We start from the raw sequence: 23,364 nt of genomic DNA, 5'->3' as shown, positions 1-23,364 counted from the left end.
TAATGTCACGGCCCCATCGCCTTTGTCGGCCGCATCCACAAAATTTCGCTTGCACTCCATTTGTCGGAGCAATAATTAGTCTGAGTAATTGAGGCATGGCGAATGGGCCAGCCGCAGGGGAGGATTTGAAATGGCACGTCGGCCGATCGCACTATGTTCCGCATCCATGTTCGCGCTGATGCTGGGCGCCACCGCCCAGGCGCAGACCAGCCCCGCCCCCCAGATCGCCGCAGAGGATGACGCCGCCGACATCGTCGTGACCGGCGTGCGCGCTTCGATGATCGGCGCAATCAACGTCCGCAAGGAATCGGTCCAGATCGTCGATTCGATCGTCGCCGAAGATGTCGGCAAGCTGCCCGACAATAATGTCATCGAAGCGCTCCAGCGCGTCACTGGCATTCAGGTCACCAACCGCACCGGCGGCGAAGCGGGCGCGATTTCGATTCGCGGCCTGCCCGATGCGCTGACCACCCTGAACGGCCGCAACATCTTCACCGCGTCCGGTCAGGCGTTCGCGCTTCAGGATCTGTCAGCCAACCTGATCCGTCAGGTCGATGTGTACAAGACCCGCGCCGCCGAACAGATTGAAACCGGTCTGGCTGGCCAGATCGACGTCAAGACCCGCCGCCCCTTCGATTTTGACGGCTTTGCCCTGTCGGCGCTGGCACGCGGCATCTATAATGAAGAAGCCGACACCTATAATCCCAACGCCGCGCTGCTGATCAGCAACCGTTGGGAAACCGGCATCGGCGATATCGGCATCCTGATCAACGGCAGCTATACCCGCACCAAATTCCGCGACATGACGACGACGGCGGGCGCGATGGTGCCGTTCGCGACCGAAAATCCTCCTGCCGGTTCGGGCTTCTCGCCGCTCCAGCGCATTTTTTCCGGCTGGCAGCCCGGCCAGGAACGTGGCCTGCCTTCCGCCGCCGGTTCGACGCTGCCGATCAACGGCATCAACGTCCCCTATTATCTCTCGCGCGACGCGATTTTCAGCTCCGACCTCTATGGCAAGCGTGAGCGCCCTGCGTTCAATGTCGCGGTGCAGTGGGCACCCAATGACAGTTCGGAATATACCGCCGAAATGTTCTACAACGGGTTCAAGGGCAACACCTTCAACTCGCTACAGTTCAGCTTTGCCGACTGGTGGGGCAGCCTGGGTCCGAACCCCGGTTCGACCTTCGAGCTGTATGACGGCACCAATATCATCAAGTCGCGCCGCGCGGGCGACGTGTTCGGCTTCAACAGCGGCGATTTTGCCACCAACAAAACCGACTCCTACGTCTATGCGCTGAATGGCAAGTGGAATGTCGGCGAAGGCGGCAAGATCGTTGCCGACCTGGCCTATCAGAGCAGCACCAACAAGACGTCCTTCATCGCGATGCGCACCACCCGCGTCGCCAAGGCGATCGACGTCGATTTCAACGCCGGTGGCGGCATCCCCTCCTATCATTTCGATGATGACGCGCTGCTGGCGGATCCCAGCCAGTGGACGATCGGCGAGTTTTACGACAACGCCAACAAGTCGAAGGGCAGCGCGCTGACCTTCATGCTCGACGGCGATTATGAGTGGGACGAAGGCTTCATCCGCAAGATCAGCGGCGGCTTCCGTTACGACGATCGCAAGGCGCGCGATTCGGTGCGCACGCAGGACGCAGGCGGCCTGGGCGCGAACCTGTCCACCCTGCCCGCCGAAGCATTGTTCACCAACAGCGGCTTTTATGACGGCCGCGCCGACATTCCGACCAGCTGGGTGCTGCCGAGCGGTTACTGGCTGTCGAAAAATGCCGACACCATCCGTCAGCTATACAAGAATGATCCCCGCTATGCCGGCCGCATCCTGCTGTCGGACCAGATGACGATGACCGATGTGTTCGACATCAACGAAGTCACGCTGGCCGCCTATATGCAGGCTGACGCCGAAGTGTCGATCTTCGGTCGCCCGCTCCAATTGCAGGCGGGTGTGCGCTTCGTCGCGGTCGATACCAATTTCACCTTCGTCGATCGCTACAGCAATCCACCGCTGGTGACGCAGGCGGCATCAGGCACCCAGCGCTTCCTGCCCAGCTTTACCGCGCGTTACGAGATATTCGACAATCTGCGCCTGCGCTTCAACTATGGCGAAACACTGCGTCGTCCGGCCTTTGCCGACCTCAACCCCAATTATACGCTGACCGGCGATCTGACTAATGTCGGCTACGGCACGGGCGGACGCGGCAATCCGGGGCTGCGGCCGACGACGTCAAAGAATTTCGACTTGGCGGCGGAATGGTATTTCGAACGCAGCAGCGCGATCTATGCCACCCTGTTCCGTCGTGAAATTGACGGGCTGGTGGTGCCGATCACCTCGCTGACCACGGTGCCGGGTTCGGGCCTCAACACCAACAGCTTCCTCATCACCCGGCCGGAAAATGCGTCCAAGGGCGTGCTGAAGGGCGTGGAACTGGGGCTGACCTATTTCCCGACCTATCTGCCTGGGCCGCTGAAAGGTCTGGGGTTCCAGGGTAGCCTGACGATCCTCGATTCCAAACAGAATATCCCGCTGGTCGACATCAACGGCAATGTCACAGGGCAAACCAGCTCGTCCTTCTTCGGCGTGTCCGACATGAGCTATAACGCCACGCTCGCCTATGAACGTGGGCCGATCGGCGCACGCCTGTCCTATGTCTGGCGCAAGGAATTTCTGGCCAATAACGAAGCGCGGCTGTTCGCCAACCCGATCGGCGTATGGCGCGCGCCGGAAAAGAGCCTGGACTTCCAGCTGACCGCCAAGGTCACCGAACGCCTGGGCCTGACCTTCGACGCGGTCAACCTGACCCGGTCGAAGATGCAGACCTATTATAAGTTTGAAGATGTGGGCGGCCCGGAACAGTTTAACCTCGGCACCACCCTGCTGGCGCGCACCTTCGCTCTGGGTGTCCGCTACAGCTTCAATTAAGCGCCCCGTGGGACGCGGCGTTTCCTCGCCGCCTTCCATGTCTGGCGGCCGTTCCGGGGCTTTCTCCAACCCCGGAACGGCCGCCATATTTATTTTGCGGAGGATGCGATGCGCGCGATGACGATGCTGTTGCTGGCCGGGGCCGCATGGATCGGCATCGGTGCCGCGCCGCCCCCGCCGGTGATGGATCCAGCCGCCATCGCCACCCGGCACTTTGGCAATGACGCGCCCTGGTATCGCGATCGCATCCCCTATTTCGAGTCCGCCGACGCGAAGCTCGACGCGGTCTATTATTATCGCTGGCAACTCTATCGCGCGCATCAGCGCGATCTGGGCGCGGACGGCTATATCTCGACCGAGTTTCTCGACGATGTCGACTGGCAGCGCCATCCCTATGCCAGCCTGAATGACGCCACCGGCTTCCATCTGGGCGAGGGGCGCTGGCTCAATGACCGGCGCTTTGCCGACGACTATATCAACTTCATGTACCAGAGCGGCGGCAATGACCGGCATTTTACCGATCATATGGCCGACGCCGTCTGGGGCCGCTATCTGGTCGATGGCGACCGGGCCGGAGCGGTGCGGCACCTGCCCGTCATGAACCACATCTACCGATTGTGGGACGACAAGTTCGACTTCGACAAGGGGCTGTATTTCGTCGAACCGCTGCTCGACGCGACCGAATATACCGTCTCCTCGATCGATGCGTCGGGCGGCAAGGACGGATTTCGGGGCGGCGACGCTTTCCGCCCCTCGATCAACAGCTATATGGTCGCCAATGCCCGTGCGATCGCGAAGATGGCGACGCTGACCGGCGACACCGCCATGGCCGCCGCCTACACCGCCCGCGCAAACGCGCTGCAACAGCGGATGCTGGCCGACCTGTGGAGCGACAGGCTCACCCACTTCATCGACCGGCACCAGTCGCGCAAGAATGAATTTGTCAGCTACTGGCAGCCGATCCGCAACCGCGAGCTGGTCGGCTATCTACCCTGGATGTTCGACATCGTGCCTGACGAGGCGAAATATGCCGCCGCCTGGGCGCATCTGATCGATCCGGCGTCGCTGGCGGGCAAGGCCGGGATGCGCACGGTCGAGGCCGGTTACGAATATTATATGCGGCAATATCGCTATCTGGGCACAGACCCCGAATGCCAGTGGAACGGTCCCATCTGGCCCTATCAGACGACGCAGGTGTTGCACGCCATGGCCAATCTGCTCGACCATCGCACCCATACAGGCCCGGTCACGCGCAGCACCTATATGCGGCTGCTGCGCCAATATGCCGCGCTCCATTATCAGGGGGACAGGCTCGATCTGGAGGAGGATTATCACCCCGAAACCGGCCAGCCGATCGTCGGGCTGGACCGCAGCCACCATTATTTCCATTCCGGTTTCAACGACCTGATCCTGACCGGTCTGGTCGGCATCCGCCCGCGCGCCGACGATGTGCTGGAGGTCAATCCGCTGCTGCCTGACGCATCGGACCCACAGGCGCTCGACTGGTTTCGGGTGCAGGACGTTCCCTATCATGGCCATAAGATCGCCGTGACATGGGACGCCGATGGCAGCCATTACCGGCGCGGCAAGGGGCTGGTGATCGAGGTGGATGGTCGGCAAGTCGCCCGGCGCGACACGCTGGGCCGAATCGAAATTCCCCTGCCCCGTGCCGCCGCTCCCTCCATCGACCGCCCGATCAACCGCGCGGTGCAACTCGTCCGCGGTCAGTTTCCGATGGGTTCGGCGTCCAGCAACAGCGACGCCGAAAATGTCCATGATGCGATTGACGGGCGGACATGGTTCTTTCCCGAACTGGCCAATGGCTGGTCGTCCGCCCCTGCCCCGGCGCAGCAATATTATGCCATCGACCTTGGCCAGCCCACCGGCCTCAGCCGCGCCGAACTGGCCTTCTTCGCCGATGGCCGGCGTTTCGCAGTGCCGCGCGCCTACCGACTTCAGGCGTGGATGGCCGATCGCTGGCAGGACATCGCCACGCCCAAAGGCAGCCCGGTCGCCAATGGCGTCACGCAGTTGCGCTGGCCCGCAATCCGCACCAGCAAGGTCCGCCTGCTCCTGACCCAAGCGCCCGGTAAGGCGACCCGGCTGGTCGAATTCAAGCTGTTTGCCGACTGACGCCGGGACGCAATGATGGTGGCGCACCTCCCCTCCCCGCGAGTGAGGGGAGGTGCGCAGCTTGGCCTTAGTTACCGACCGGCTGGGCGTCCGTGCGGCGGACCACGATCGTCGAGGAGCGTGGTTGTTGCCCGGCGACCGGCCAGTTGCCGGTGGGATGCTGGATGTTGACGAAGAAGGTCTTAAGGTCCGGCGTATAGGCAAGGCCGGTGATTTCGCAGCCCTTGGGGCCGACCAGGAAGCGTTTGGACTGCTTCGTCGTCTGGTCGATGTAGAACATGGCGTTCTGGCCGAAAATATCCTCGATCGACTTGCCGGTCACGCCGGACGTGCCGGGCACGCTATGGTCGGTCTGGACCCACAGGCGACCCTTGGGATCGATGCGGATTCCGTCGGGGCTGGAGAAAGTGTCGCCCTTGATATCGCCGACCAGATTGGCGCCGCCCGACGCCAGCGCCGGATCGCCCGCCAGCAGGAAGATTTCCCAGCTGAACTTGGTGGCGAGCGGCGAATTGCCCTCTTCCTTGAACTTGACGATATGGCCGTGGCGGTTGGTGACGCGCGGGTTGGGCGCGTCGGTGATGCGGCGGCCGCTATTGTTGGTCAGGGTGACGAACACGGCGCTGTTGTCGGGCGCAACCGTGATCCATTCGGGACGGTCCATGATGGTGCCGCCCGCGACGCGCGCTGCCGACTGGCAGTTGATCAGCACGTCGGCCTGATTGGCGAAATTGACCGTCGCGGGGGCAGGCGGCGTCGTGAACTGGCTGACGTCGCCCGGATCGGACGCGCCGACGATCAGGCCGTTCTGGCCCTGCACCAGCGCGCGCCATTCGCCCGTGCCGTCGCCATTGAAGCGCGCGACATAGAGCGTGCCATAGTCGAGCAGGTCGATATTGGCCGCCCGGTTGGCGGTGGAGAAAGTGCGGTCGGGAATGAATTTATAGATGCAGCCTGGCGTCGAATCGTCGCCCATATAGATGGCGACGCGATTGTCGCTATTGGCCATATAGGCCGTGTTTTCATGGCTGAAACGGCCGAGCGCCGTGCGCTTGGTCGGGGCGGCCAGTTCCTGATAGGGGTCGATTTCGACCACCCAGCCATAATCTTGGGCAGGCTGGGTCGGGTCGAGATAATTGTCGGTGGTTTCCTCACAGGTGAGGTAGGTGCCCCAGGGAGTACGACCCGACGCACAATTGTTGAGCATCCCCTTGATCGGGCTGGACAGCAGACCCGCAGCAGGGCCACCGGCGCGATAGAGGCTGTTGCCGGTATAGCGCTTGTTGAAGCGCGACCCGGCCTTGACCGCCCATTTGCCATCGCTGCCCTTGGCAATTTCGACCACGCCGATGCCGACGGCCGAAAGGGCGATCTTCTTCTGGTCGGCGGTGGCGGTGGCGGCATTGTAGGTGCCGGACATCAGGATGTTGAAGTCGGGATATTCAAAATTGAGCGCCAGCAGGCCGCCACTATTGGCGTCCACGCCCGACAGGTCGAAATATTCCATGCCGTCATGATTGCCGCCGGCCCATTTTTCAGCGTCGGCTGGGGTCGGGAAGCTGCCCGAATAGGGGGTGCCGGTTTCCACCGAATCGCCCGCCTTGAGCAACACATCGACGGTATAGCCGGTCGGCACGGTGACGGTGTCGTTCATGTTGGCGGCCACAGCGGCGAAGCTGACGGTATAGCTGTCGGTCGGCGTCGGGGTCGGTGTAGGGGTGGGTGTCGGGCTGGACCCGCCATCATCGTCATCGCCACAGGCAGACAGGGCGCCCAGCATCGGCAGGATCGACAGGCCCAGCAGGCCATTTTTCAGGATCGTGCGGCGCGCAGGATTGGCTGCAACGATCGCTTCCAGGCTATTGTCGCCCATGGAAATGGTCGGCTGCGCATCACGATAGGGCGCGCGCGCTTCGTCGGTCAGATGGGACATGGTTGATTACCCTTATAGCGTTTCCGGGCCGTCGGCAGAGCGCCGCGCCCCTGTGGCCGTGGCGCAGTGCCAGCATGGGATGACAAGCGGACGGCGGGACCGGGTCAGGGTGATGAAAGGCGCATGACAGGGCTGTTACAGCAGGCTGTTCACCTGTTCGACAAAGCGCAGCACCGAAATGGGTTTGGACACATAGGCCTGCGCGCCCGCGGCGCGAATCCGGTCCTCGTCGCCCTTCCCGGCATAGGCGGTCACCGCCATGATCGGCACGGCGGACAGGCGATCATCGGCTTTGAGGGAAATGATAAGGTCCAGCCCGCTGACATGGGGCAGGTGGATGTCGGTGATCACAAGGTCGGGCAGAAAGTCGCGCGCCTGCACCAGCACGTCGCGCCCGTCGCGCATCGGCAACACCTCATGGCCATGGGCCCGCAGCAAATCGCAAAAAAGTTTCAGATTAAGTTCGTTGTCCTCGACAACAAGCACGCGCTTTGCCACCAGTCACCCATAATTTCCAAGCAGCCCATGAAGCGCGCCATCCCCTGGCCGCACCCCCGCCGAGAGCCGATCATGCGACCCGACACCCATAATGGCAAGCAAGATAGCGGCGCGGACCCCGCGACGCTGGCGCTGATGGCGCTGGGCTGGATATTGGCCGACGGGCAGCGGGCCGACCGGCTGCTGGCGCTGACGGGCCTAGACAGCGACGCGCTGCGCGCCGGGATCGACAATCCGGCGATTTTGAGCGCAGTGCTGGCCTTTCTGGCCGACCATGAGCCGGACCTGATCGCCTGCGCCGAGGCGATCGACACGCGCCCCGACATATTGATCGCCGCGCAGGAGAGTTTGAGCCGATGAGCCGCCCGCTGATCATCACCGATTGCGACGAGGTGCTGTTGCACATGGTCGTGCCGTTCCGCGCCTGGCTTGACGAGACGCATGATGTGCATTTCAACATGCATGATCGCGGCTTTGCCGAAGCGCTGCGGCACAAGGATAGCGGCCTGGTTGTCGAGCGCGACCGGGTATGGGCGTTGCTGGTGGAATTTTTCGATACCGAAATGCACCGGCAGACGCCGATTGCGGGCGCGGTCGCAGCGCTGGGGCGGCTGGCGCAGATCGCCGATATCGTCGTGCTGACCAATATCGGCGAACGCCACCACCAGTTGCGGGTCGAGCAGCTGGCAGCGTTTGGCCTTAACTTTCCGGTTCACTGGAATCACGGGCCGAAGGGCGAGCCGCTGGCCGCGATCGTCGCCGCGCATGATGCCAGCGTCGCGCTGTTCATTGACGATCTGGCCGAACATCATGCGTCGGTCGCGCGCCAAGCGCCCGGCGTGTGGCGACTACATATGGTCGGCGAACCGGAAATTGCCGCAACGGTGCCCGCCGCTCGCCATGCCCATGCGCGGATCGACGACTGGGTGGCGGCGGAACGCTGGATCATGGACAAGCTGGCCAGCGGGCCGGCATCGACCGAATCACTGCCCACAGATGGAGCCTTATCATGAGCATCGACGCCCGCCTTGCCGAACTCGGCATCACCCTGCCCCAGGCCGCCGCCCCGGTCGCCGCCTATGTGTCGAGCGTGCAGGCCGGTGACCTGCTGCATATTTCCGGTCAGATTTCGCTGGCCCCCGACGGGCTGATGACCGGGCGTCTGGGCGAGGACCGGGAACTGGATTATGGCGTGGCCGCCGCGCGCATCTGCGGCCTCAACCTGATCGCACAGATGAAGGCGGCGCTCGGCAGCCTCGACCGGGTCGAGCGCGTCGTAAAGCTGGGCGCCTTCATCGCCAGCGCCCCATCCTTCACTGACCAGCCCAAGGTCGCCAATGGCGCATCCGAACTGATGGTCGAAGTGTTCGGTGAAGCAGGCAAGCACGCCCGCAGCGCGGTGGGTGTGCCGGTGCTGCCGCTGGGCGCGGTGGTGGAAATCGACGCGATCGTGCTCGTCCGCGCGGCTGGCTGACCGGCGGACCTTGCGCAATAGCGGGCGCGACCCAATTTTCCGGGCTGTGACCCATGCCGCCCGCCCCCAACGCCTGAAGGCGCGCCGATGAGCGATGTGGTGGCGCGGATCGCTGCGGGGGTGGCCGATCTGCCGCGCGATCAGTGGGATGCCTGCGCGGGGGTGGACAATCCCTTTGTCTGCTGGGATTTCCTGAGCGCGCTCGAACGATCGGGCAGCGTGGGCGAAGGGACGGGCTGGCAGCCGCTGCCGCTGCTGATCGACGGAGCGGATGGACGCATCGCCGCCGCCGCGCCGCTCTATGCCAAGAGCCACAGCCAGGGCGAATATGTGTTCGACCATGGCTGGGCCGATGCCTGGCACAGGACGGGAAGGCGCTATTATCCCAAGATCCAGATCGCCGCGCCTTTTTCTCCCGTGCCTGGTCCCCGGCTGCTGCTGCGCGACAAGGGGCTGGCCGCGGCGCTGATCGCGGGGATCGAGACGGTGGTCGAACGCAACAGCCTGTCGTCGGCCCATGCGACCTTTGTGGCGCCGGATCAGATTGCGCATTTCGAGGCCGCGGGCTGGTTGATCCGCGAGGACAGCCAGTTTCACTGGTCCAATCGCGGCTATGGCAGTTTCGACGATTTTCTGGCCGACCTGTCGAGCGCCAAGCGCAAGAATATCCGCAAGGAACGGGCGCGGGCGGTGGAAGGGCTGGAGATCGTCCACCTGACCGGCCAGGACCTGACCGAGGCGCATTGGGACATATTCTGGGATTTTTATCAGGATACCGGTGCGCGCAAATGGGGGACGCCTTACCTGACGCGGTCCTTCTTCTCGCTACTGGGCGAGACGATGGGTGACCGGGTGCTGCTGATGCTCGCGCTGCGCCAGGGCCGAGCGATTGCGGGCGCGCTCAACCTGATCGGGGCGGATACGCTTTATGGCCGCTATTGGGGCTGTAATGAGGAGGTGCCGAACCTCCATTTTGAACTCTGCTATTATCAGGCGATCGACGTCGCGATCGCGCGCGGCCTTGCTCGGGTGGAGGCGGGCGCGCAGGGCGGACACAAGCTGGCGCGGGGCTATGCCCCCGAACCGACCTTTTCCGCACATTTTATTCCCGATCCGGGTTTTCGGCGTGCGGTGGCCGATTTCCTGACCGCAGAGCGGGCGGGCGTGCAGCAGGACCGGCAATGGCTGGCCGAACGGATGCCGTTCAGGAAGGCTGATTAGGCGGCGCGCACCTGGGTGAGGGCGATCCATGCGCGGGCCTGACGCTGGGCCTCGGCGATTTCGCGGGCAGTCATTTCCTCGGCAATTTCGGCGCGCATCGCCTGGCCCTCTTCGCTGCCGCCAAGGGCCGCCAGATTGAACCATTTATGTGCCTCGATCAGGTCGATCGGCATATCACCGGTGCCGCAGCTAAAGGCGACGCCCAGATCGAAACAGGCCTCTGCCGATCCGCCGGCTGCCCGCGCCATACGGCTATCGGCTAGAAATTGCGCACTCTTGATACTATTGCCCATGACCCTGTTCCCTTTTCCAACACTAACCCAATGGACGACAACCCTTGTTCTTTTTCCACGAAGAGCAGGTTGGACCGGCAGCTGCTAAAAAATGGTTAACGGCTCTGGCCATATAACAGGCCGGACTCGCGCTATTCCGGGGGTAGGCACGGTTAACGTGCGTCGGAGCGTGCGATGAACAGTGGCAGATAAGGACTGGCATCGGCACGTCATTATCCCCATAGCCGCACGCATGGCCCAAACTCCCTCTTCCGCGCCTGTAGGCAAGGACATCCAGTTTCGCGAATTCGTGCTGCTATGCGCCTGCCTGATGGCGATGAACGCGCTGTCGATCGACCCGATGCTACCCGCCCTGCCCGCCATCGGCCGCGATCTGGCGATCGCGCAGCCCAATGACCGGCAGTTGATCATCAGCGTCTATTTTCTGGGGCTGGGCGTCGGATCACTGCTGTTTGGCGTCCTGTCCGACCGTTATGGGCGCAAGCGGGTGCTGGGCTGGGCGATGGTGCTGTTCATCTTGTCGTCCATGGCCTGCGCGGCGGCGCAAAGCTTTCCGATGATGCTGATCGGCCGCGCCTGCGCCGGCTTTTTTTCCGGCGCAAGCCGCGTCATCACTGTGGGGATCATCCGCGATCGGTTCCGGGGCGATGCCATGGCGCGGGTCATGTCGCTGATCTTTGCGGTGTTCATGCTGATCCCGGTGATGGCCCCCAGTTTTGGGCAGGCGATATTGTGGATCGCGCCGTGGCGCTGGATCTTCTGGGCGCTGGCGATATTGGCGAGCCTGATCCTGCTATGGATGGTCGTGCGGATGCCCGAAACCTTGCGCCCCGAGAACCGGATGCGGATCACGGTTCGCGCGCTGCTGCACACGGTCGGCACGATCATGCGCACGCGCAGCTCCATCGGCCATATGCTGGCCAGCGGTGTGGTCATGGGCGGGCTGGTCGGCTTCATTCTGTCGGTGCAGCAGATTTTCTTCGATGTGTTCAAGGCCGAACATATTTTCCCGATCGCCTTTGCCATCATTGCCGGATGTATGGGGGTCGGCAGCCTGCTCAACAGCCGACTGGTGTCGCGCTTTGGCGCGCGACGCATGAGTCAGGGGGCGTTGATCGCCTTCATCCTGATCGCGCTTATCCACCTCGCTGTCATCCTGTCCGGGCGGGAGACGATCGTGACATTCATGCTCTTGCAATCGATGACGATGCTGACCGTCGCATTCACGGCCTCCAATTTCAGCGCCATCTCGATGGAGCCATTCTCGAAGGGCGCAGGCGTCGCGTCCTCCTTTCAGGCGTTTCTGACCACCGCCCTGTCCGCCACGCTCGGCAGCATCATTGGCCTCGCCTTCAATGGCACCACTTTGCCGCTGACCATGGGACTGCTGATATTCGGATCATTGAGCTTCCTGATCGTGATCTGGGCGGAGCGCGGCAAGCTGTTCACCCGGCCCAATAATAGCGGGCTGCGCGACATCGAGTTTGAGGTCATGCACTAGGTCACAAAAAAACGGGGCGGTGTTACCCGCCCCGTTCTGTTTTCGATCAGGCGTCCTGGCCGCCCGGCGTGTGCGCGCCGGGCAGCGGCGGCACGGGCTGGGGCGGGATGCCCGCATCCAGTTCCGGCACATCGCTCACCCCGCGCCCGACATGGCTGCGGCTGCGGCTATAGGCGAAATAGACGATCAGGCCGACCGCCGCCCAGCCCACGAACATCAGCTTGGTTTCGACGCCCAGGCTCCAGAACAGATACATGCAGCCCAGGATCGCGATCGGCGCGGTCAGCATGATCGCCGGGGTGCGGAAGGGGCGCTTGCGCGTCGGATCAGTGCGACGCAGCACCAGCACCGCGATCGAGACCGCAGCAAAGGCGAACAAGGTGCCTGAGTTGGAAATGTCCGCCAGGATGCCGACCGGGAAGAAGGCCGCGAACAGCGCCACGAAGATGCCGGTCAGGATGGTGATGACATAGGGCGTCTTGAAGGTCGGATGCACCTTCGAGAATACCGCTGGCAACAGGCCGTCGCGGCTCATGACGAAGAAGATGCGGGTCTGGCCGAACATCATCATCAGGATGACCGACGGCAGAGCGAGACCGGCCGCGAGGCCGAGCAGGTTGCCGATCTGGGGCCAGCCGATTTCACGCAGGGTCCAGGCCAGCGCTTCCTTCGAGCAGGTGACAGCTTCGGTGCCAGCGGCAGCCAGCGCGGCGCATTGTTGCGACAGCGCGGTCGAACCGGGGGCGAGGGCAATACCGCCTTCCGCAATCGGGATGCCGCCTGCCGTGACCGGCTGCGCGCCCACGGTGCCGATGACGCCGGCAGCCACGAGCATGTAGAAGATGGTGCAGATGCCAAGCGAACCGATCAGGCCGATCGGCATGTTACGCTGGGGATTTTTGGTTTCTTCAGCCGCGGTGGAAACGGCGTCAAAGCCGACATAGGCGAAGAAGATAGAGGCAGCGGCTGCGGAAATGCCCGAAAAGCCGAGCGGCGCGAAGGGGGTGAACTTCTCCATATTCATGACCGGCAAAGCCAGCACGATGAACAGGGTGAGCGCCGCGACCTTGATCAGCACCAGTACGGCATTGACCGACGCGCTTTCCTTGGTGCCGATCACCAGCAGCCAGGTGACCAGACCGGCGATCAGCATCGCGGGCAGGTTGACCATGCCGCCGTCAAACGGCCCCCGCGTCAACAGATCGGGAATGTCGAGATGGAATGTATGTTCAATCAGGCCCACGACATAGCCGGACCAGCCGACCGATACCGCGCCCGCCGCGACAGCATATTCCAATATCAAGGCCCAGCCGACCATCCAGGCGATCAGTTCGCCCATCACCGCATAGCTATAGGTATAGGCAGAGCCGGACACGGGCACCATCGCGGCCATTTCGGCATAGCAGAGCGCCGCCACGGCGCAGACGAAGCCGGCGATGACGAAGGCGAGCATCATGCCCGGCCCCGCCTTTTGCGCAGCTTCGGCGGTCAGCACGAAAATGCCGGTGCCGATGACGGCCCCAATGCCGAGCATGGTGAGCTGGAATGCGCCCAGCGAGCGATGCAGCGATTTCTTCTCTGCCGTCGCCAATATGGCGTCGAGAGATTTTACGCGCCCGAAAATCATGGATGGAACCCTTTATCTTGCGATGTCTTGCCCCAGCGGCCGGATCACCCGCCCCCTTTTGCTATGGGAGCGGAGACTATCGCCTAATCGCGCGCGCGCAAGTATGTTGCGTCACCGCGACATGACCATCCAACGGTAAAGGCATAAGGAGCCATGATGATCGACCTGCTGACAGCACCCGGCCTGCACGATGTGCCCCATGGTTTTGCCGGGCGGCGCGGCGGGGTGTCGGTGGGCATATATGCCGGTCTGAATGTGGGTTTGGGGTCGCAGGATGATCGCACGGCGGTGCTGCGCAACCGGGAATTGGCGCGCGACGCAGTGATGCCCGGCGCGCAGCTGGTGACGGTGCATCAGGTCCATTCGCCCGACGTCGTGACGGTCGGCAGCGCAATAGCGGATGCCGAGCGCCCTGCCGCCGATGCGATGGTGACGGATCGGCCGGGGCTGTTGCTGGGCATATTGACCGCCGACTGCGTGCCGGTGCTGTTTTCTGACACGGCGGCGGGTGTCGTCGGTGCAGCGCACGCGGGGTGGAAGGGTGCGATTGGCGGGGTGACCGATCGCACGATTGTGGCAATGGAAGCGCTGGGTGCGCGGCGCGACCGCATGGCTTGTGCGATCGGTCCCTGTATCGGGCGGGCCTCCTATGAAGTGACGCTGGATTTTGCCGAGCGGTTCGAGCGGGACGATGCGGACAATGCGCGCTTCTTCACCGCGGGCCGTCTGGGCCATGTGCAGTTCGACATTGCCGCCTATGTCGCGTCACGCCTGGCGGCGGCGGGGGTCGGGCGGATCGATTTGCTGGAGGAGGATACCTATAGCCAGCCGGATCGCTTTTTCAGCTATCGCCGGTCCTGCCATCGCGGCGAGGCGGATTATGGGCGGCAGATTTCGATGATTGGCCTGGGCGCGTGATGATGGTGGGGGCGGGTTGTTCGCCCCTTAGCGCGACGCTGCCACCTAGCGACATCGTAAAAGTGAAATTGCCCGATTGTGCGCGTGAGAAGCAGTTTTGCAACAAATTGCGTCGCGGGCTTGCAATATTATTGCAATGCCGCCGAGTATGGACGGCGTTAAAATCTCCGCGCGATCCTGTTCGCACTTGCAGTATTATGCAAGCATCCGACCGGTATAGGCGTAGACCAACACCCCGGCAGATCGCGCAAGAACGCAAATCTCATCGACTTGTCCGTGAGAAGAAGCCCAAATATTTGATTTTTGGCAGTTTTACTGCAAGCCAGTCAATATAATGGTGCCAATTCCGATCCAAAGCGCGGCCGAAACACTCGCAGTGATCAAAAAACGGGACGCATATCTGCGTGGCATAGAATTCAACATACGACCTCTCCAAATTATGGTTTTCTTTTATCCTTAGCATAGGTTTTTTTCACGTCCAGATATGCAACGGTTTTTCTGCATAAAGTTTCCATGCAGATAGGTGGCATATCGCCGCGCAGCGCCGCGCATCTGCTATGCCGATGCAGCGATGCGCACAGCTATTCTGCTGAAAAAAGGTGATTATCTAGCGCACAGCCATGCTGGACCTGCATCATGCCAGAACGGATCGAAAAAATGCGATCAGGGCAGGAAAGAGCATCAGAAATACGGCGATATGGTCCATCAGGCAGAGTTAACGGCCCGTCCGACGCAGGGCAGACGACAGATGCCCAGAGACGGCGCGCTTCGCACTCGCGGTCAGCCGGGAAAGGGCAGTGCCTGACGACGCGGCCCGGCGGACATAGCGGGTCGCCCGCCGCCCCGGTTGTTCAGGAAGCGGATCGCCCCCGTCCCCTGCATGGAGCGCATCTTGCCCGCATTCCGGCTGAACTGATTGTCGGAAATCGCGACATCCGACGAATAAAGGGCCGTCGCCGCACGGGGATGATTGCGGCCAAGTTCTATCACCGCGCCATAGCCCTGCGACACATCCAGATAATTGCCGCTGATTTCGGCGCGCTGGGCCGCCATGATGTTGACCGCGCGCTTGCCCACGCGCTCGACGACATTGCCGGTCACGCGGACGTTGCGCGCCTCGAACCCTTCATAGCCGGGGCGCGACGCCATGCGCGGGCTGGTCCAGCCACCCACCAATACGCCATCGGACATGATGTCACTGATCATATTCCCGTCGATCAGGATCTGATCGCTGCCGCCCTTTACCGATATCGCCCCGGTCCGCGATTCCACCTTCGACACGCTGTTGTGGGAAATCCGGCCATTGGTGATGCCCAACAGGTCGATGCCTTCGTCATAGCAATTGGTGATGACGTTGTCGGCGACGATGACATTGCTGCCGCCATTGATCTTCACGCCATCTTCCATCGGGTTGTCGATGACATTGCCATAGACCGCGATATTGTTGACGGTGTCGTGGTAATCATAGCCATTCTGGCTGAACTGGATGCCATTATGGCCCCCGGTCACATGAAAGCCCTGCACCAGGACATTTTCGGTCCCCCCGCCCCCGATCGCCGCCCATTTGCCTTCGCGCGGTGCCACGATGCGGGCCGCCTGCGGGCCATCAGCCGACACCAGCCAGATCGGCGCATCGGGCGTGCCGTTCACCTTCTTGGGGAAAAGGACATTTTCATGATAGGTGCCCGCCTTCACCATGATGGCGGTGCCGGGCCGGGCGATCATAACCGCATCGCCGATCCGGGCAAAGGGATGGTCGCGGCTGCCGTCACCCGCCTCTGCCGGCGCGTCAGCCGATACCCAGACAACGCGCAGCGGCTTTGCCTTTCCGAACACTGCGGCATCCAGCCCGGCAGGCGGCAATGCCGGCTGGACGTCCGTATCCATGCGCAAATCCGCGATATCCTGCTGCGTGGCAAGCGCGCGCTCGCCCACGACGTTGGGATCGTTGGCCGATGCGACGTAAAGGCCGGTGACAGCGGTCAGGACGATCCCTGCAATCGCAAAATGGTTCATCGCTTCCCTCTTCGATTGCCAAACAGCGCGCAGTGCCTGCCAGGGCCAGCCGCATTTTGCACAGAAAGGGCGATGATGCACGCGCCCTGCATTTTGATGGTTAACCGGAGATTTACAGGCATCGACTCTGGTGTATAGAGGCCGGTGACCATGATACGTCAGGCCGCTTGGGGGTTTCAATTGAAACATTACTTCTGGATCGTGGCGACAGCCGCGGTCACGTCCATCCCCGTAACGGGTCATGCGCAACAAATTCCCGACGATGTCGGTGTCGCGGCGCGTGTCCCTGACGAATTCAAGCCTATTGGCGGCCGAATCGGCAGCGTATTTATTTATCCGGCCCTGACCTACGACCTGACCGGGACCGACAATGTCGTGGCATCGGACGCAGACCGCAGGGGCGACGCCTATGTGACCGTGGCGCCCCGTGTCACGATTGCCCGCAACAGCCAGCAATCGAACCATGTGGTCCAGCTGTTCAACGCCAATCGGTTTCATTTCGATTCAAAGGATGAGAATTTTTCGGAATTCGGCGTCCTGACACGCAACCGTTGGGGCGCGGTCGACAGTAACAACATCCTGTTCGAAGCATCCGCCCAGCGTGAAGTGGATCAGCGCACGGGGCGCAACAATGTCACCCTGTCGCGATCGCCCGTCCATCATGGACGCTTCGACGGCGAACTGGCCTATGCATTTTCCGCAGGTCGGTTCAGCTATCGCTTTGGCGTCCACGGAAGGCGCGTCGATTTCGCCGATGCCAGGAGCCGTACCGGCACCGTCATCGACCAAGATTTTCGCGACTATACGCAACTGGGCGGCAATGCCCAGCTCGGCTATCGCCTGCGCGAGGGGATCAACCTCGTCGGGCAGGTCGATTATGACCGCTTCTATTATGACGTTGGACCGGGCGACACCGGCTTTCCATCGGGCTTGGCGCCGGACCGCAATTCCTATCGCGTCAAGGGTGAAGTCGGCCTTGGCTTTGACATAAGCCAGCGTTTATATGGCGTTGCGACGATCGGCTATCTCACGCGCAATTATCGCAAGCAAGTTCCGCAGCTCCGTGATGTCAGCAGCCTTTCCTATAATATCAACCTGCTGTGGAATCCGACCGAATATCTGACAGTCCGGGTCAATGGCCTGCGCGACATACAGGAAACCGCTTCTCCGCTCGTCGCGGGCGACCAGTTCACGCGCGGCACGGTGGCTGTCGACTATATGCCCACGCCCGCCTTGCTGTTTACGGCCAGCGCCAACGCGGTCCGTTATAATCCCGTTGGCGTGACCACCGGCAATGCGACGGAATATGGCGGCAACCTGCTTGCGCGCTATCGCCTGAACCGCCAATGGTCCGTCACGTCGCGGCTTTCCTATAATGGCCGCGACACCAACTCGCCGGTCGACAGCTTCGATGGCGTCTGGTTCAGCATGGGCGTCGTCATCACGCTATAAACGACGACGCCACCACATGGTGGCCTGCGTGTATCCAGCCCGCTTAAAGCAGCATGGGCCTTCTCGCCCCGCTGTGCTTGTTCGGCTGCCGGTCGCGCGCTCCGGCAGTTCATCCCACCCGTTCCCAAAATGCTCTAGCTATGCCGGAAGGCGCGATAAAGCTGGTCTCTCAACGGCTTGACCAAATAGCTCAGCATCGATCGTTCGCCCGTCTTGATGAAGGTTTCCACGGGCATCCCCGGTTTCAGCTTCAAACCGTCCAGCTTTTTCAGCTCGTCCCTCGTCACCTGAACACGCGCGACATAATAGGGCATCCCGTTGCGCTCATCGGTGCGGCGGTCACCCGAAACATAGGCGACGGTTCCCGCAATTTCGGGCGTCGTGCGCATGTTGAACGCGGAAAAGCGCAACATGGCCAGCTGTCCTGGGCTGACCTGGTCGATATCGGCAATGCTGATGCGCGCGGTCACCTCCATATCATCGCCGTCCGGGATCAGCTCGATCAGCGTTTCGCCCGCAGGCACGATCCCGCCGATGGTGGTGAATTTGATCTTGTCCACCACCCCGTCGGACGGCGCTCGGATGGCATTGCGTTCATCGTCCGTCATCGCGGTGATATTGTTGCGGCGCAGTTCGATCAGTTGCGCCTGGACAGTAGCCAGATCGGTTCCTGCCTGACCGCTCAGGTCCGACGTGATCGATATGCCCTGCTGGCTGATTTCCGACAGGCGCGCCCGCGCCTGCGCCGCCTGGACCCGCGCATCGGCCACGGCGCTGTGTGCCGCGATGGCAGCCCGTTCCAGCGACCTCAGCTTGTCGAGCGTCGTATAGCGTTTTTCCCACAGCATCCGGGTGGCCGCCAACTGGTCGTCCATCAGCTCCGCCTGCTTTTCCAGCGAAATGACCTGATCCTCAAAACCGGCGATCTGCGTCTGTGTCTGGCGAACCCGCTCCTGGACCTGCTGTTCCTGGCCCCCGCGCGAAGCCCGGCGGAACGCAAAGGCGCGCTGTTCGACGCGCATGATTTCCGCGACCGCAGGGTCCTTGGCCCGCGAACGCAGCGATACCGGGAACATGATGGCCGACAGTCCGTCCCGCTCCGCAATCAACCGCGCTTCACGCGCTTCGAGCTGATCGATATTCGCGCCGGTCATCGCCGCTGATGCTGAACTCACCCGATTGTCGAGCGCCATCAGCAACTGCCCCTTCTTGACATGCTGGCCCTCGCGCACGGGCAGATCCTTGATCACGCCGCCGGTGGGATGGCCAATCTGCCGGATGCGGCTTTCGACCGTCACTTCCCCCGATCCGATAACGGCGCTGGCCATCGGCAGAAAAGCCGCCAGGCCGCCCAGCACGATGACGAGTATGCCCACCAGCAGCATCGCATGGCGCAGGCTGCGCATCAACGTGACGGCTGGCGTCCTTTCCACGGGACGATCGGGGCGCTGGTCGGTGATCAGATAATACATGCCGAAATCCCTGTCGATCTGCTACGCGGCACCAGCCGACGAAATCACTGCGGGCTTGTCGTCCACGCGGGGCGGGGCGGGCGCGGGCAGCTTCATCTTTTCCATCACCTTATCACGCGCGCCGAACAACTGCATCTGCCCGTTCGACATGACCAGAAGATGCGTGACATGGGCCAATATATTGGATCGATGCGCAACGATAATCGCAATCGCATTGCGCGCGCGCGCCGCCTGGATCGCTGCGCCCAGCGCATCTTCGCCATTGGCGTCGAGATTGGAATTGGGTTCATCGAGCGCGATCAGGAAGGGATCACCGTAAAGCGCCCGCGCCAACGCCACGCGCTGACGCTGACCAGCCGACAAATTGCCGCCATTGGTGCCAAGGGGATGATTATAGCCCTTGGGTAGCTTGATGATCAGGTCGTGAACATCGGCCGACTTGGCGGCGGCGATGATATCCTCTGAACGGGCTTCCGGGTCGAACCGCCCGATATTCTGCGCGATGGTGCCGTCGAACAGATCGGTCATCTGCGGCATGAAGCCGATATGCGCGCCCAATATGTCCGGGTCCCACTGGTCGATCGAAGCGCCATCCAGCCGGACCGCGCCGCGCAAAGGCTCCCAGATGCCCACGAGGCCGCGCAAAAGGCTGGACTTTCCCGAACCCGACGCGCCAATAATCCCCAGCACGTCGCCCGCCGCCAGGGAGAAAGTGACATCATTGACGGTCACCTTCTTCGCACCGGGCGGCCCAAGCGTCAGACCTTCCACCGATAGCCGGTTGGATGGCGGCGGCAACTCCATGGTCGGCATCGGGGCCGGCACTTGCTTGAGCATCGAGTCCAGCCGCTTCCAGGCCTGGACGCAGCCCGTCATCCCCTTCCAGTTGCTGATGACCGCCTCGACCGGTGCGAGCGCACGCGCGCTCAAAATCGAACCGGCGATGATCACGCCGCCCGATGCCAGATTGTCGATCACCAGCGCGGCACCGGCGGCCAGCATCAGAGATTGGAGCAGCATACGAAAGGTCTTGCTCAACCCCTGCATCCGCCCGCCCACGTCCGCCAGCCGATCTGTGGACCGGACAAAGGCGGCGGACGCATCTTCCCACGACTGCCTGGCCCGTTTGTGCATACCAAGGGCATAGATGACTTCGGCGTTGCGCCGGCACATTTCGATCAGCATCCCGCGGCTGGAGCCGATCTGCGTGGCCTTCATCGTCGCCGATTTGGTCATGCGGTCGGCGGCCAGCATGATGGCGACCAGGACAAGGACGCCGATCGTCGCCAGGACGCCCAGCGTCCAATGGAACATGAACAAGACGGCCAGGTAGAGAAGAACCCAGGGCAGATCGAGAATGGCGAGCGGACCGGACCCTGAAACATAGGATCGGATCGCGTCCAGATCGCGCGCGGCCTGAGTCCCTTCGGGCATTTCGCGCCGCCGCAATTCCATTTTGGTGATCACGTCGAACACCCGCGGCGTCACTTCCCGGTCGACCAGCGCGCCGATCTGGATCATCGCCCTGGACCGCAACAGGTCCAATATTCCCTGAAAGCAATAAACAATAGTGATGATGATCAACAGGCCGACAAGCGTCGGGATGCTGCGACTCGGCAACACCTCATCATAGACCAGCAGCATGAAAAACGAACCGCCCAGCATCAGGATATTCAGCACGGCGCTGATTATGCTGATCTGTCCTATGGCGAAGCGGAAACGACGCAGCGCCGAACCGATTTCCGATTCTGAATCAAATACCTTCAGCATCAATTTGTCCTGCATCAAGCCGAAAGCCGCCCTGTCCGACTTGGCGTCTTAGGAACAGAGTTCTACATATTCTTGCCGGAACGAGAAAGCGTGTTCGTGGGAATCTGCCAGAATTCCCGCGTTACCCATCTGGCTCCGAACATGGTTAGATGATTGGCATCAAAATATAATGAACGCCCTTCACGGGCGAGCGAACACCATTGACGGCTGCATAGCGTGTCCGAGGGGCGAAGCACAGCGATATCCGACGGCACATTGCGGGCAAACCAGGTCAATGTGGCGCGGTCCGCCGCTTCCCATGCCGCGCGGGATATGCGCGGGGTGCCGCCGCTGGCAAGATGGGTGGGGACGTCGAAGCCGGGCAGAGGGACCGGACCGACGATACGCACCGTCTTTCCAGCCCGCCTGAGCGTCGCGATCGTGCGATCCAGCCCTTCGAAGAAGCCGGGCGCATCCTGATAGGTGTGATAGCGCATCGCCAGCACCACCGTCTTGATCGGTTGCGCAGCGATCCAGTCCGCGACCTGCCGGTTGTGCGCCTTGCACCCTGCACGATAGGGGTCGTCAAAGCCAAGCGCCGGGGGGCAATGGGAATAGGTAATCTGGGTAATCGCATGGTCGCCGACGGCCAGCGCCTTGGCCAGTTCCACACCATGGCTGTCGCCCCAAAGGATAGCCTGGCTTGACCCGGCGCCCAGCACGCAGGAACGATCGATCGGCAGGTCATGGCCTTCGTCCCGGTGGCACCGTCCCCGCTGCGGGCTGACATCATAACGGCCATTATCATAGGCGATCGTCGTTGCGGCAAAGCGTTCTGGCCAGCCATGCTTAACCCACAGCGCCGCGCTGCCCCCCACCAGGATCAGCGCGCCCAGCGCCGCCAGCATGAACAATCGGGCGCGGCCGATCCGTTCCTTTTTCCGAAAGGGCTGTTCGACCCAGAAATAGGATAAAGTCGCCGCTGCTACCGACAGGCCGACGATGATCGCAGACCCTGCCGCCCCCAGCGTGAACAGGCCCAGGAACCGGCCGTAAACGACGATCGGCCAGTGCCACAAATATAGGGAATAGGAGATGAGGCCGATCGCGACGGGCAATCGCATCGACAGCAGCTTGCCGACAAAGGTGCCAGGCGCGCTGTGCAACAGGGCGACGCTGCCCAAAACCGGCAGCAGCGCGGCATAGCCGGGAAAAGGCGTTTGGTCAGTGAAGCTGAAGATCGCAACAAGAATCGCGACGGCACCGGCCAGGCTCACGCCTTCGCGTGCCAGAGGCGACCGGATCTGTGGCACGGCACCCAGCGCAAGCAACGAACCGGCCAATAACTCCCAGGCGCGACTATGGATCAGATAAAAGCTTGCATCGGGATAGGGCGCAGTCAGGGCGATGCAGGCCGCCAGTGACGCGATCGCCATGACGGCGATGACCAGCAGGCGATAACGCGGCGCATAGCGTGCGAGCAGAAACAGGATCACGGGAAAGAAGATATAAAACTGCTCCTCGACACCCAGAGACCAGGTGTGCAGCAGTGGCTTTTGTTCGGAATCCCCGGAAAAATATCCTGATTTGCGCCAAAAGATGATGTTGGAAACGAACAGCAGGGTGCCGATCACCGTGCCAGGCAGTTCGCGCAGGAAACTGGGTAGCAATATGGCTATGCCGCCCAGCAATACGGCGAGCAGCAGGACGAACAGGGCAGGAAAGATGCGCCGGATGCGCCGTTCGTAAAAGGTAACGAGCGAAAACCGCCCGGCGTCAATATCCTTGGCCAGAATAGATGTGATCAAATATCCCGAAATGACGAAAAAGATATCGACGCCGACATAGCCACCGTCAAACCCGGCCACATGCGCATGGAAAAGTACAACCGGCAGCACCGCGAGTGAACGAAGCCCATCGATATCCCTGCGGTAGATCATCTATCTGCTCGCCCCCCAAAGGCATCAAGTGCCACCCACCGGTCGATAGGCGGACGCGCGCCACACATCCATCCTGCCAGTCAGGCGCTTTCGTCTTAATCTGGTACAGGGTTTGCCAGTCATAGGACTGTTACCCCCTTTGCCTTGGATCTTGCCTTTGCAGGGATGCAACGGCTTTGCAATCCATGCCCGCAAA

17 protein-coding genes are annotated in these 23,364 nt (G+C 61.9%); 9 read left to right on the top strand and 8 right to left on the bottom strand.

Going from position 1 to position 23,364, the window contains the following annotated elements; genetic code table 11:
- The first annotated feature begins 130 nt into the window (after positions 1-130).
- Positions 131-2,941, top strand: coding sequence for a TonB-dependent receptor (locus Q0D44_RS16565; protein ID WP_294138043.1), 2,811 nt, complete (start codon positions 131-133; stop codon positions 2,939-2,941).
- 117 nt (positions 2,942-3,058) lie between these two features.
- A complete protein-coding gene (locus tag Q0D44_RS16560) occupies positions 3,059-5,074 on the top strand; it encodes a discoidin domain-containing protein (RefSeq protein ID WP_294138042.1) in 2,016 nt (671 codons plus the stop codon).
- 67 nt (positions 5,075-5,141) lie between these two features.
- Here the strand turns inward: Q0D44_RS16560 and Q0D44_RS16555 are convergent, their stop codons facing one another.
- Together Q0D44_RS16555 and Q0D44_RS16550 are read right to left on the bottom strand one after the other, a co-directional pair.
- Positions 5,142-7,007 carry a PhoX family phosphatase gene (locus tag Q0D44_RS16555; protein WP_294138041.1) on the bottom strand — a complete coding sequence of 622 codons (1,866 nt, stop codon included), beginning with the start codon at positions 7,005-7,007 and terminating at the stop codon, positions 5,142-5,144.
- A gap of 135 nt (positions 7,008-7,142) precedes the next feature.
- Positions 7,143-7,505 carry a response regulator gene (locus Q0D44_RS16550; protein WP_294138040.1) on the bottom strand — a complete coding sequence of 121 codons (363 nt, stop codon included), beginning with the start codon at positions 7,503-7,505 and terminating at the stop codon, positions 7,143-7,145.
- A 72-nt stretch (positions 7,506-7,577) separates the two neighbouring features.
- On the opposite strand from Q0D44_RS16550, the gene Q0D44_RS16545 reads away from it, so the two are divergent.
- The 4 genes from Q0D44_RS16545 (at position 7,578) to Q0D44_RS16530 (ending at position 10,200) form a co-directional block, all read left to right on the top strand.
- Complete coding sequence (locus tag Q0D44_RS16545; protein ID WP_217672919.1) at positions 7,578-7,865, top strand: DUF3572 domain-containing protein; 288 nt, start codon at positions 7,578-7,580, stop codon at positions 7,863-7,865.
- Positions 7,862-8,518, top strand: coding sequence for an HAD family hydrolase (locus Q0D44_RS16540; protein ID WP_294138039.1), 657 nt, complete (start codon positions 7,862-7,864; stop codon positions 8,516-8,518). Before Q0D44_RS16545 ends, Q0D44_RS16540 begins: the two co-directional genes overlap by 4 nt.
- Positions 8,515-8,979, top strand: a complete 465-nt coding sequence (locus tag Q0D44_RS16535) for a RidA family protein (RefSeq protein ID WP_294138038.1) — start codon at positions 8,515-8,517, stop codon at positions 8,977-8,979. Before Q0D44_RS16540 ends, Q0D44_RS16535 begins: the two co-directional genes overlap by 4 nt.
- An 87-nt stretch (positions 8,980-9,066) precedes the next feature.
- On the top strand, positions 9,067-10,200 hold the full coding sequence (locus tag Q0D44_RS16530; RefSeq protein WP_294138037.1) for a GNAT family N-acetyltransferase: 1,134 nt from the start codon (positions 9,067-9,069) through the stop codon (positions 10,198-10,200).
- Here the strand turns inward: Q0D44_RS16530 and Q0D44_RS16525 are convergent.
- Positions 10,197-10,493, bottom strand: coding sequence for a hypothetical protein (locus Q0D44_RS16525; protein WP_294138036.1), 297 nt, complete (start codon positions 10,491-10,493; stop codon positions 10,197-10,199). The genes Q0D44_RS16530 and Q0D44_RS16525 overlap by 4 nt on opposite strands.
- 232 nt (positions 10,494-10,725) lie before the next feature.
- Here Q0D44_RS16525 and Q0D44_RS16520 point away from each other — a divergent pair, with 232 nt between their 5' ends.
- Positions 10,726-11,994 (top strand): multidrug effflux MFS transporter, encoded by a 1,269-nt coding sequence (locus Q0D44_RS16520; RefSeq protein ID WP_294138035.1) that lies wholly within the window; start codon positions 10,726-10,728, stop codon positions 11,992-11,994.
- Positions 11,995-12,040: 46 nt separating this feature from the next.
- Here Q0D44_RS16520 and Q0D44_RS16515 read toward each other — a convergent pair whose 3' ends face one another.
- The gene (locus Q0D44_RS16515) at positions 12,041-13,621 is read right to left on the bottom strand and encodes an amino acid permease (RefSeq protein ID WP_294138034.1); all 1,581 of its coding nucleotides are present in this window, start codon (positions 13,619-13,621) and stop codon (positions 12,041-12,043) included.
- A 156-nt stretch (positions 13,622-13,777) separates the two neighbouring features.
- Between Q0D44_RS16515 and pgeF the strand changes: the two genes are divergently transcribed.
- Complete coding sequence (pgeF, locus tag Q0D44_RS16510; RefSeq protein WP_294138050.1) at positions 13,778-14,539, top strand: peptidoglycan editing factor PgeF; 762 nt, start codon at positions 13,778-13,780, stop codon at positions 14,537-14,539.
- A gap of 780 nt (positions 14,540-15,319) precedes the next feature.
- Here the strand turns inward: pgeF and Q0D44_RS16505 are convergent.
- A complete protein-coding gene (locus Q0D44_RS16505; RefSeq protein ID WP_294138033.1) occupies positions 15,320-16,555 on the bottom strand; it encodes a right-handed parallel beta-helix repeat-containing protein in 1,236 nt (411 codons plus the stop codon).
- 180 nt (positions 16,556-16,735) lie between these two features.
- On the opposite strand from Q0D44_RS16505, the gene Q0D44_RS16500 reads away from it, so the two are divergent.
- Positions 16,736-18,007, top strand: coding sequence for an outer membrane beta-barrel protein (locus Q0D44_RS16500; protein WP_294138032.1), 1,272 nt, complete (start codon positions 16,736-16,738; stop codon positions 18,005-18,007).
- A 134-nt stretch (positions 18,008-18,141) separates the two neighbouring features.
- Here Q0D44_RS16500 and Q0D44_RS16495 read toward each other — a convergent pair whose 3' ends face one another.
- The 3 genes from Q0D44_RS16495 to Q0D44_RS16485 form a co-directional block, all read right to left on the bottom strand.
- Positions 18,142-19,479 (bottom strand): HlyD family type I secretion periplasmic adaptor subunit, encoded by a 1,338-nt coding sequence (locus Q0D44_RS16495; RefSeq protein ID WP_294138031.1) that lies wholly within the window; start codon positions 19,477-19,479, stop codon positions 18,142-18,144.
- 21 nt (positions 19,480-19,500) lie between these two features.
- Positions 19,501-21,249, bottom strand: a complete 1,749-nt coding sequence (locus tag Q0D44_RS16490) for a type I secretion system permease/ATPase (protein ID WP_294138030.1) — start codon at positions 21,247-21,249, stop codon at positions 19,501-19,503.
- 62 nt (positions 21,250-21,311) lie between these two features.
- On the bottom strand, positions 21,312-23,168 hold the full coding sequence (locus Q0D44_RS16485; protein WP_294138029.1) for an acyltransferase family protein: 1,857 nt from the start codon (positions 23,166-23,168) through the stop codon (positions 21,312-21,314).
- Positions 23,169-23,364: the final 196 nt, after the last annotated feature.

This window comes from Sphingobium sp. (genome assembly GCA_023266575.1).
GTDB lineage: Bacteria > Pseudomonadota > Alphaproteobacteria > Sphingomonadales > Sphingomonadaceae > Sphingobium.
The sequence above is the reverse complement of the archived record's forward strand: the minus strand, read 5'-3'. Positions and strand labels throughout refer to the sequence as shown.

Coding starts and splice junctions, on each gene's coding strand:
- Q0D44_RS16490 (WP_294138030.1), bottom strand. CDS start 21,249: ATGCTGAAGGTATTTGATTCAGAATCGGAAATCGGTTCGGCGCTGCGT.
- Q0D44_RS16520 (WP_294138035.1), top strand. CDS start 10,726: ATGGCCCAAACTCCCTCTTCCGCGCCTGTAGGCAAGGACATCCAGTTT.
- Q0D44_RS16515 (WP_294138034.1), bottom strand. CDS start 13,621: ATGATTTTCGGGCGCGTAAAATCTCTCGACGCCATATTGGCGACGGCA.
- Q0D44_RS16505 (WP_294138033.1), bottom strand. CDS start 16,555: ATGAACCATTTTGCGATTGCAGGGATCGTCCTGACCGCTGTCACCGGC.
- Q0D44_RS16545 (WP_217672919.1), top strand. CDS start 7,578: ATGCGACCCGACACCCATAATGGCAAGCAAGATAGCGGCGCGGACCCC.
- Q0D44_RS16525 (WP_294138036.1), bottom strand. CDS start 10,493: ATGGGCAATAGTATCAAGAGTGCGCAATTTCTAGCCGATAGCCGTATG.
- Q0D44_RS16485 (WP_294138029.1), bottom strand. CDS start 23,168: ATGATCTACCGCAGGGATATCGATGGGCTTCGTTCACTCGCGGTGCTG.
- Q0D44_RS16540 (WP_294138039.1), top strand. CDS start 7,862: ATGAGCCGCCCGCTGATCATCACCGATTGCGACGAGGTGCTGTTGCAC.
- Q0D44_RS16565 (WP_294138043.1), top strand. CDS start 131: ATGGCACGTCGGCCGATCGCACTATGTTCCGCATCCATGTTCGCGCTG.
- pgeF (WP_294138050.1), top strand. CDS start 13,778: ATGATCGACCTGCTGACAGCACCCGGCCTGCACGATGTGCCCCATGGT.
- Q0D44_RS16530 (WP_294138037.1), top strand. CDS start 9,067: ATGAGCGATGTGGTGGCGCGGATCGCTGCGGGGGTGGCCGATCTGCCG.
- Q0D44_RS16495 (WP_294138031.1), bottom strand. CDS start 19,479: ATGTATTATCTGATCACCGACCAGCGCCCCGATCGTCCCGTGGAAAGG.
- Q0D44_RS16535 (WP_294138038.1), top strand. CDS start 8,515: ATGAGCATCGACGCCCGCCTTGCCGAACTCGGCATCACCCTGCCCCAG.
- Q0D44_RS16560 (WP_294138042.1), top strand. CDS start 3,059: ATGACGATGCTGTTGCTGGCCGGGGCCGCATGGATCGGCATCGGTGCC.
- Q0D44_RS16555 (WP_294138041.1), bottom strand. CDS start 7,007: ATGTCCCATCTGACCGACGAAGCGCGCGCGCCCTATCGTGATGCGCAG.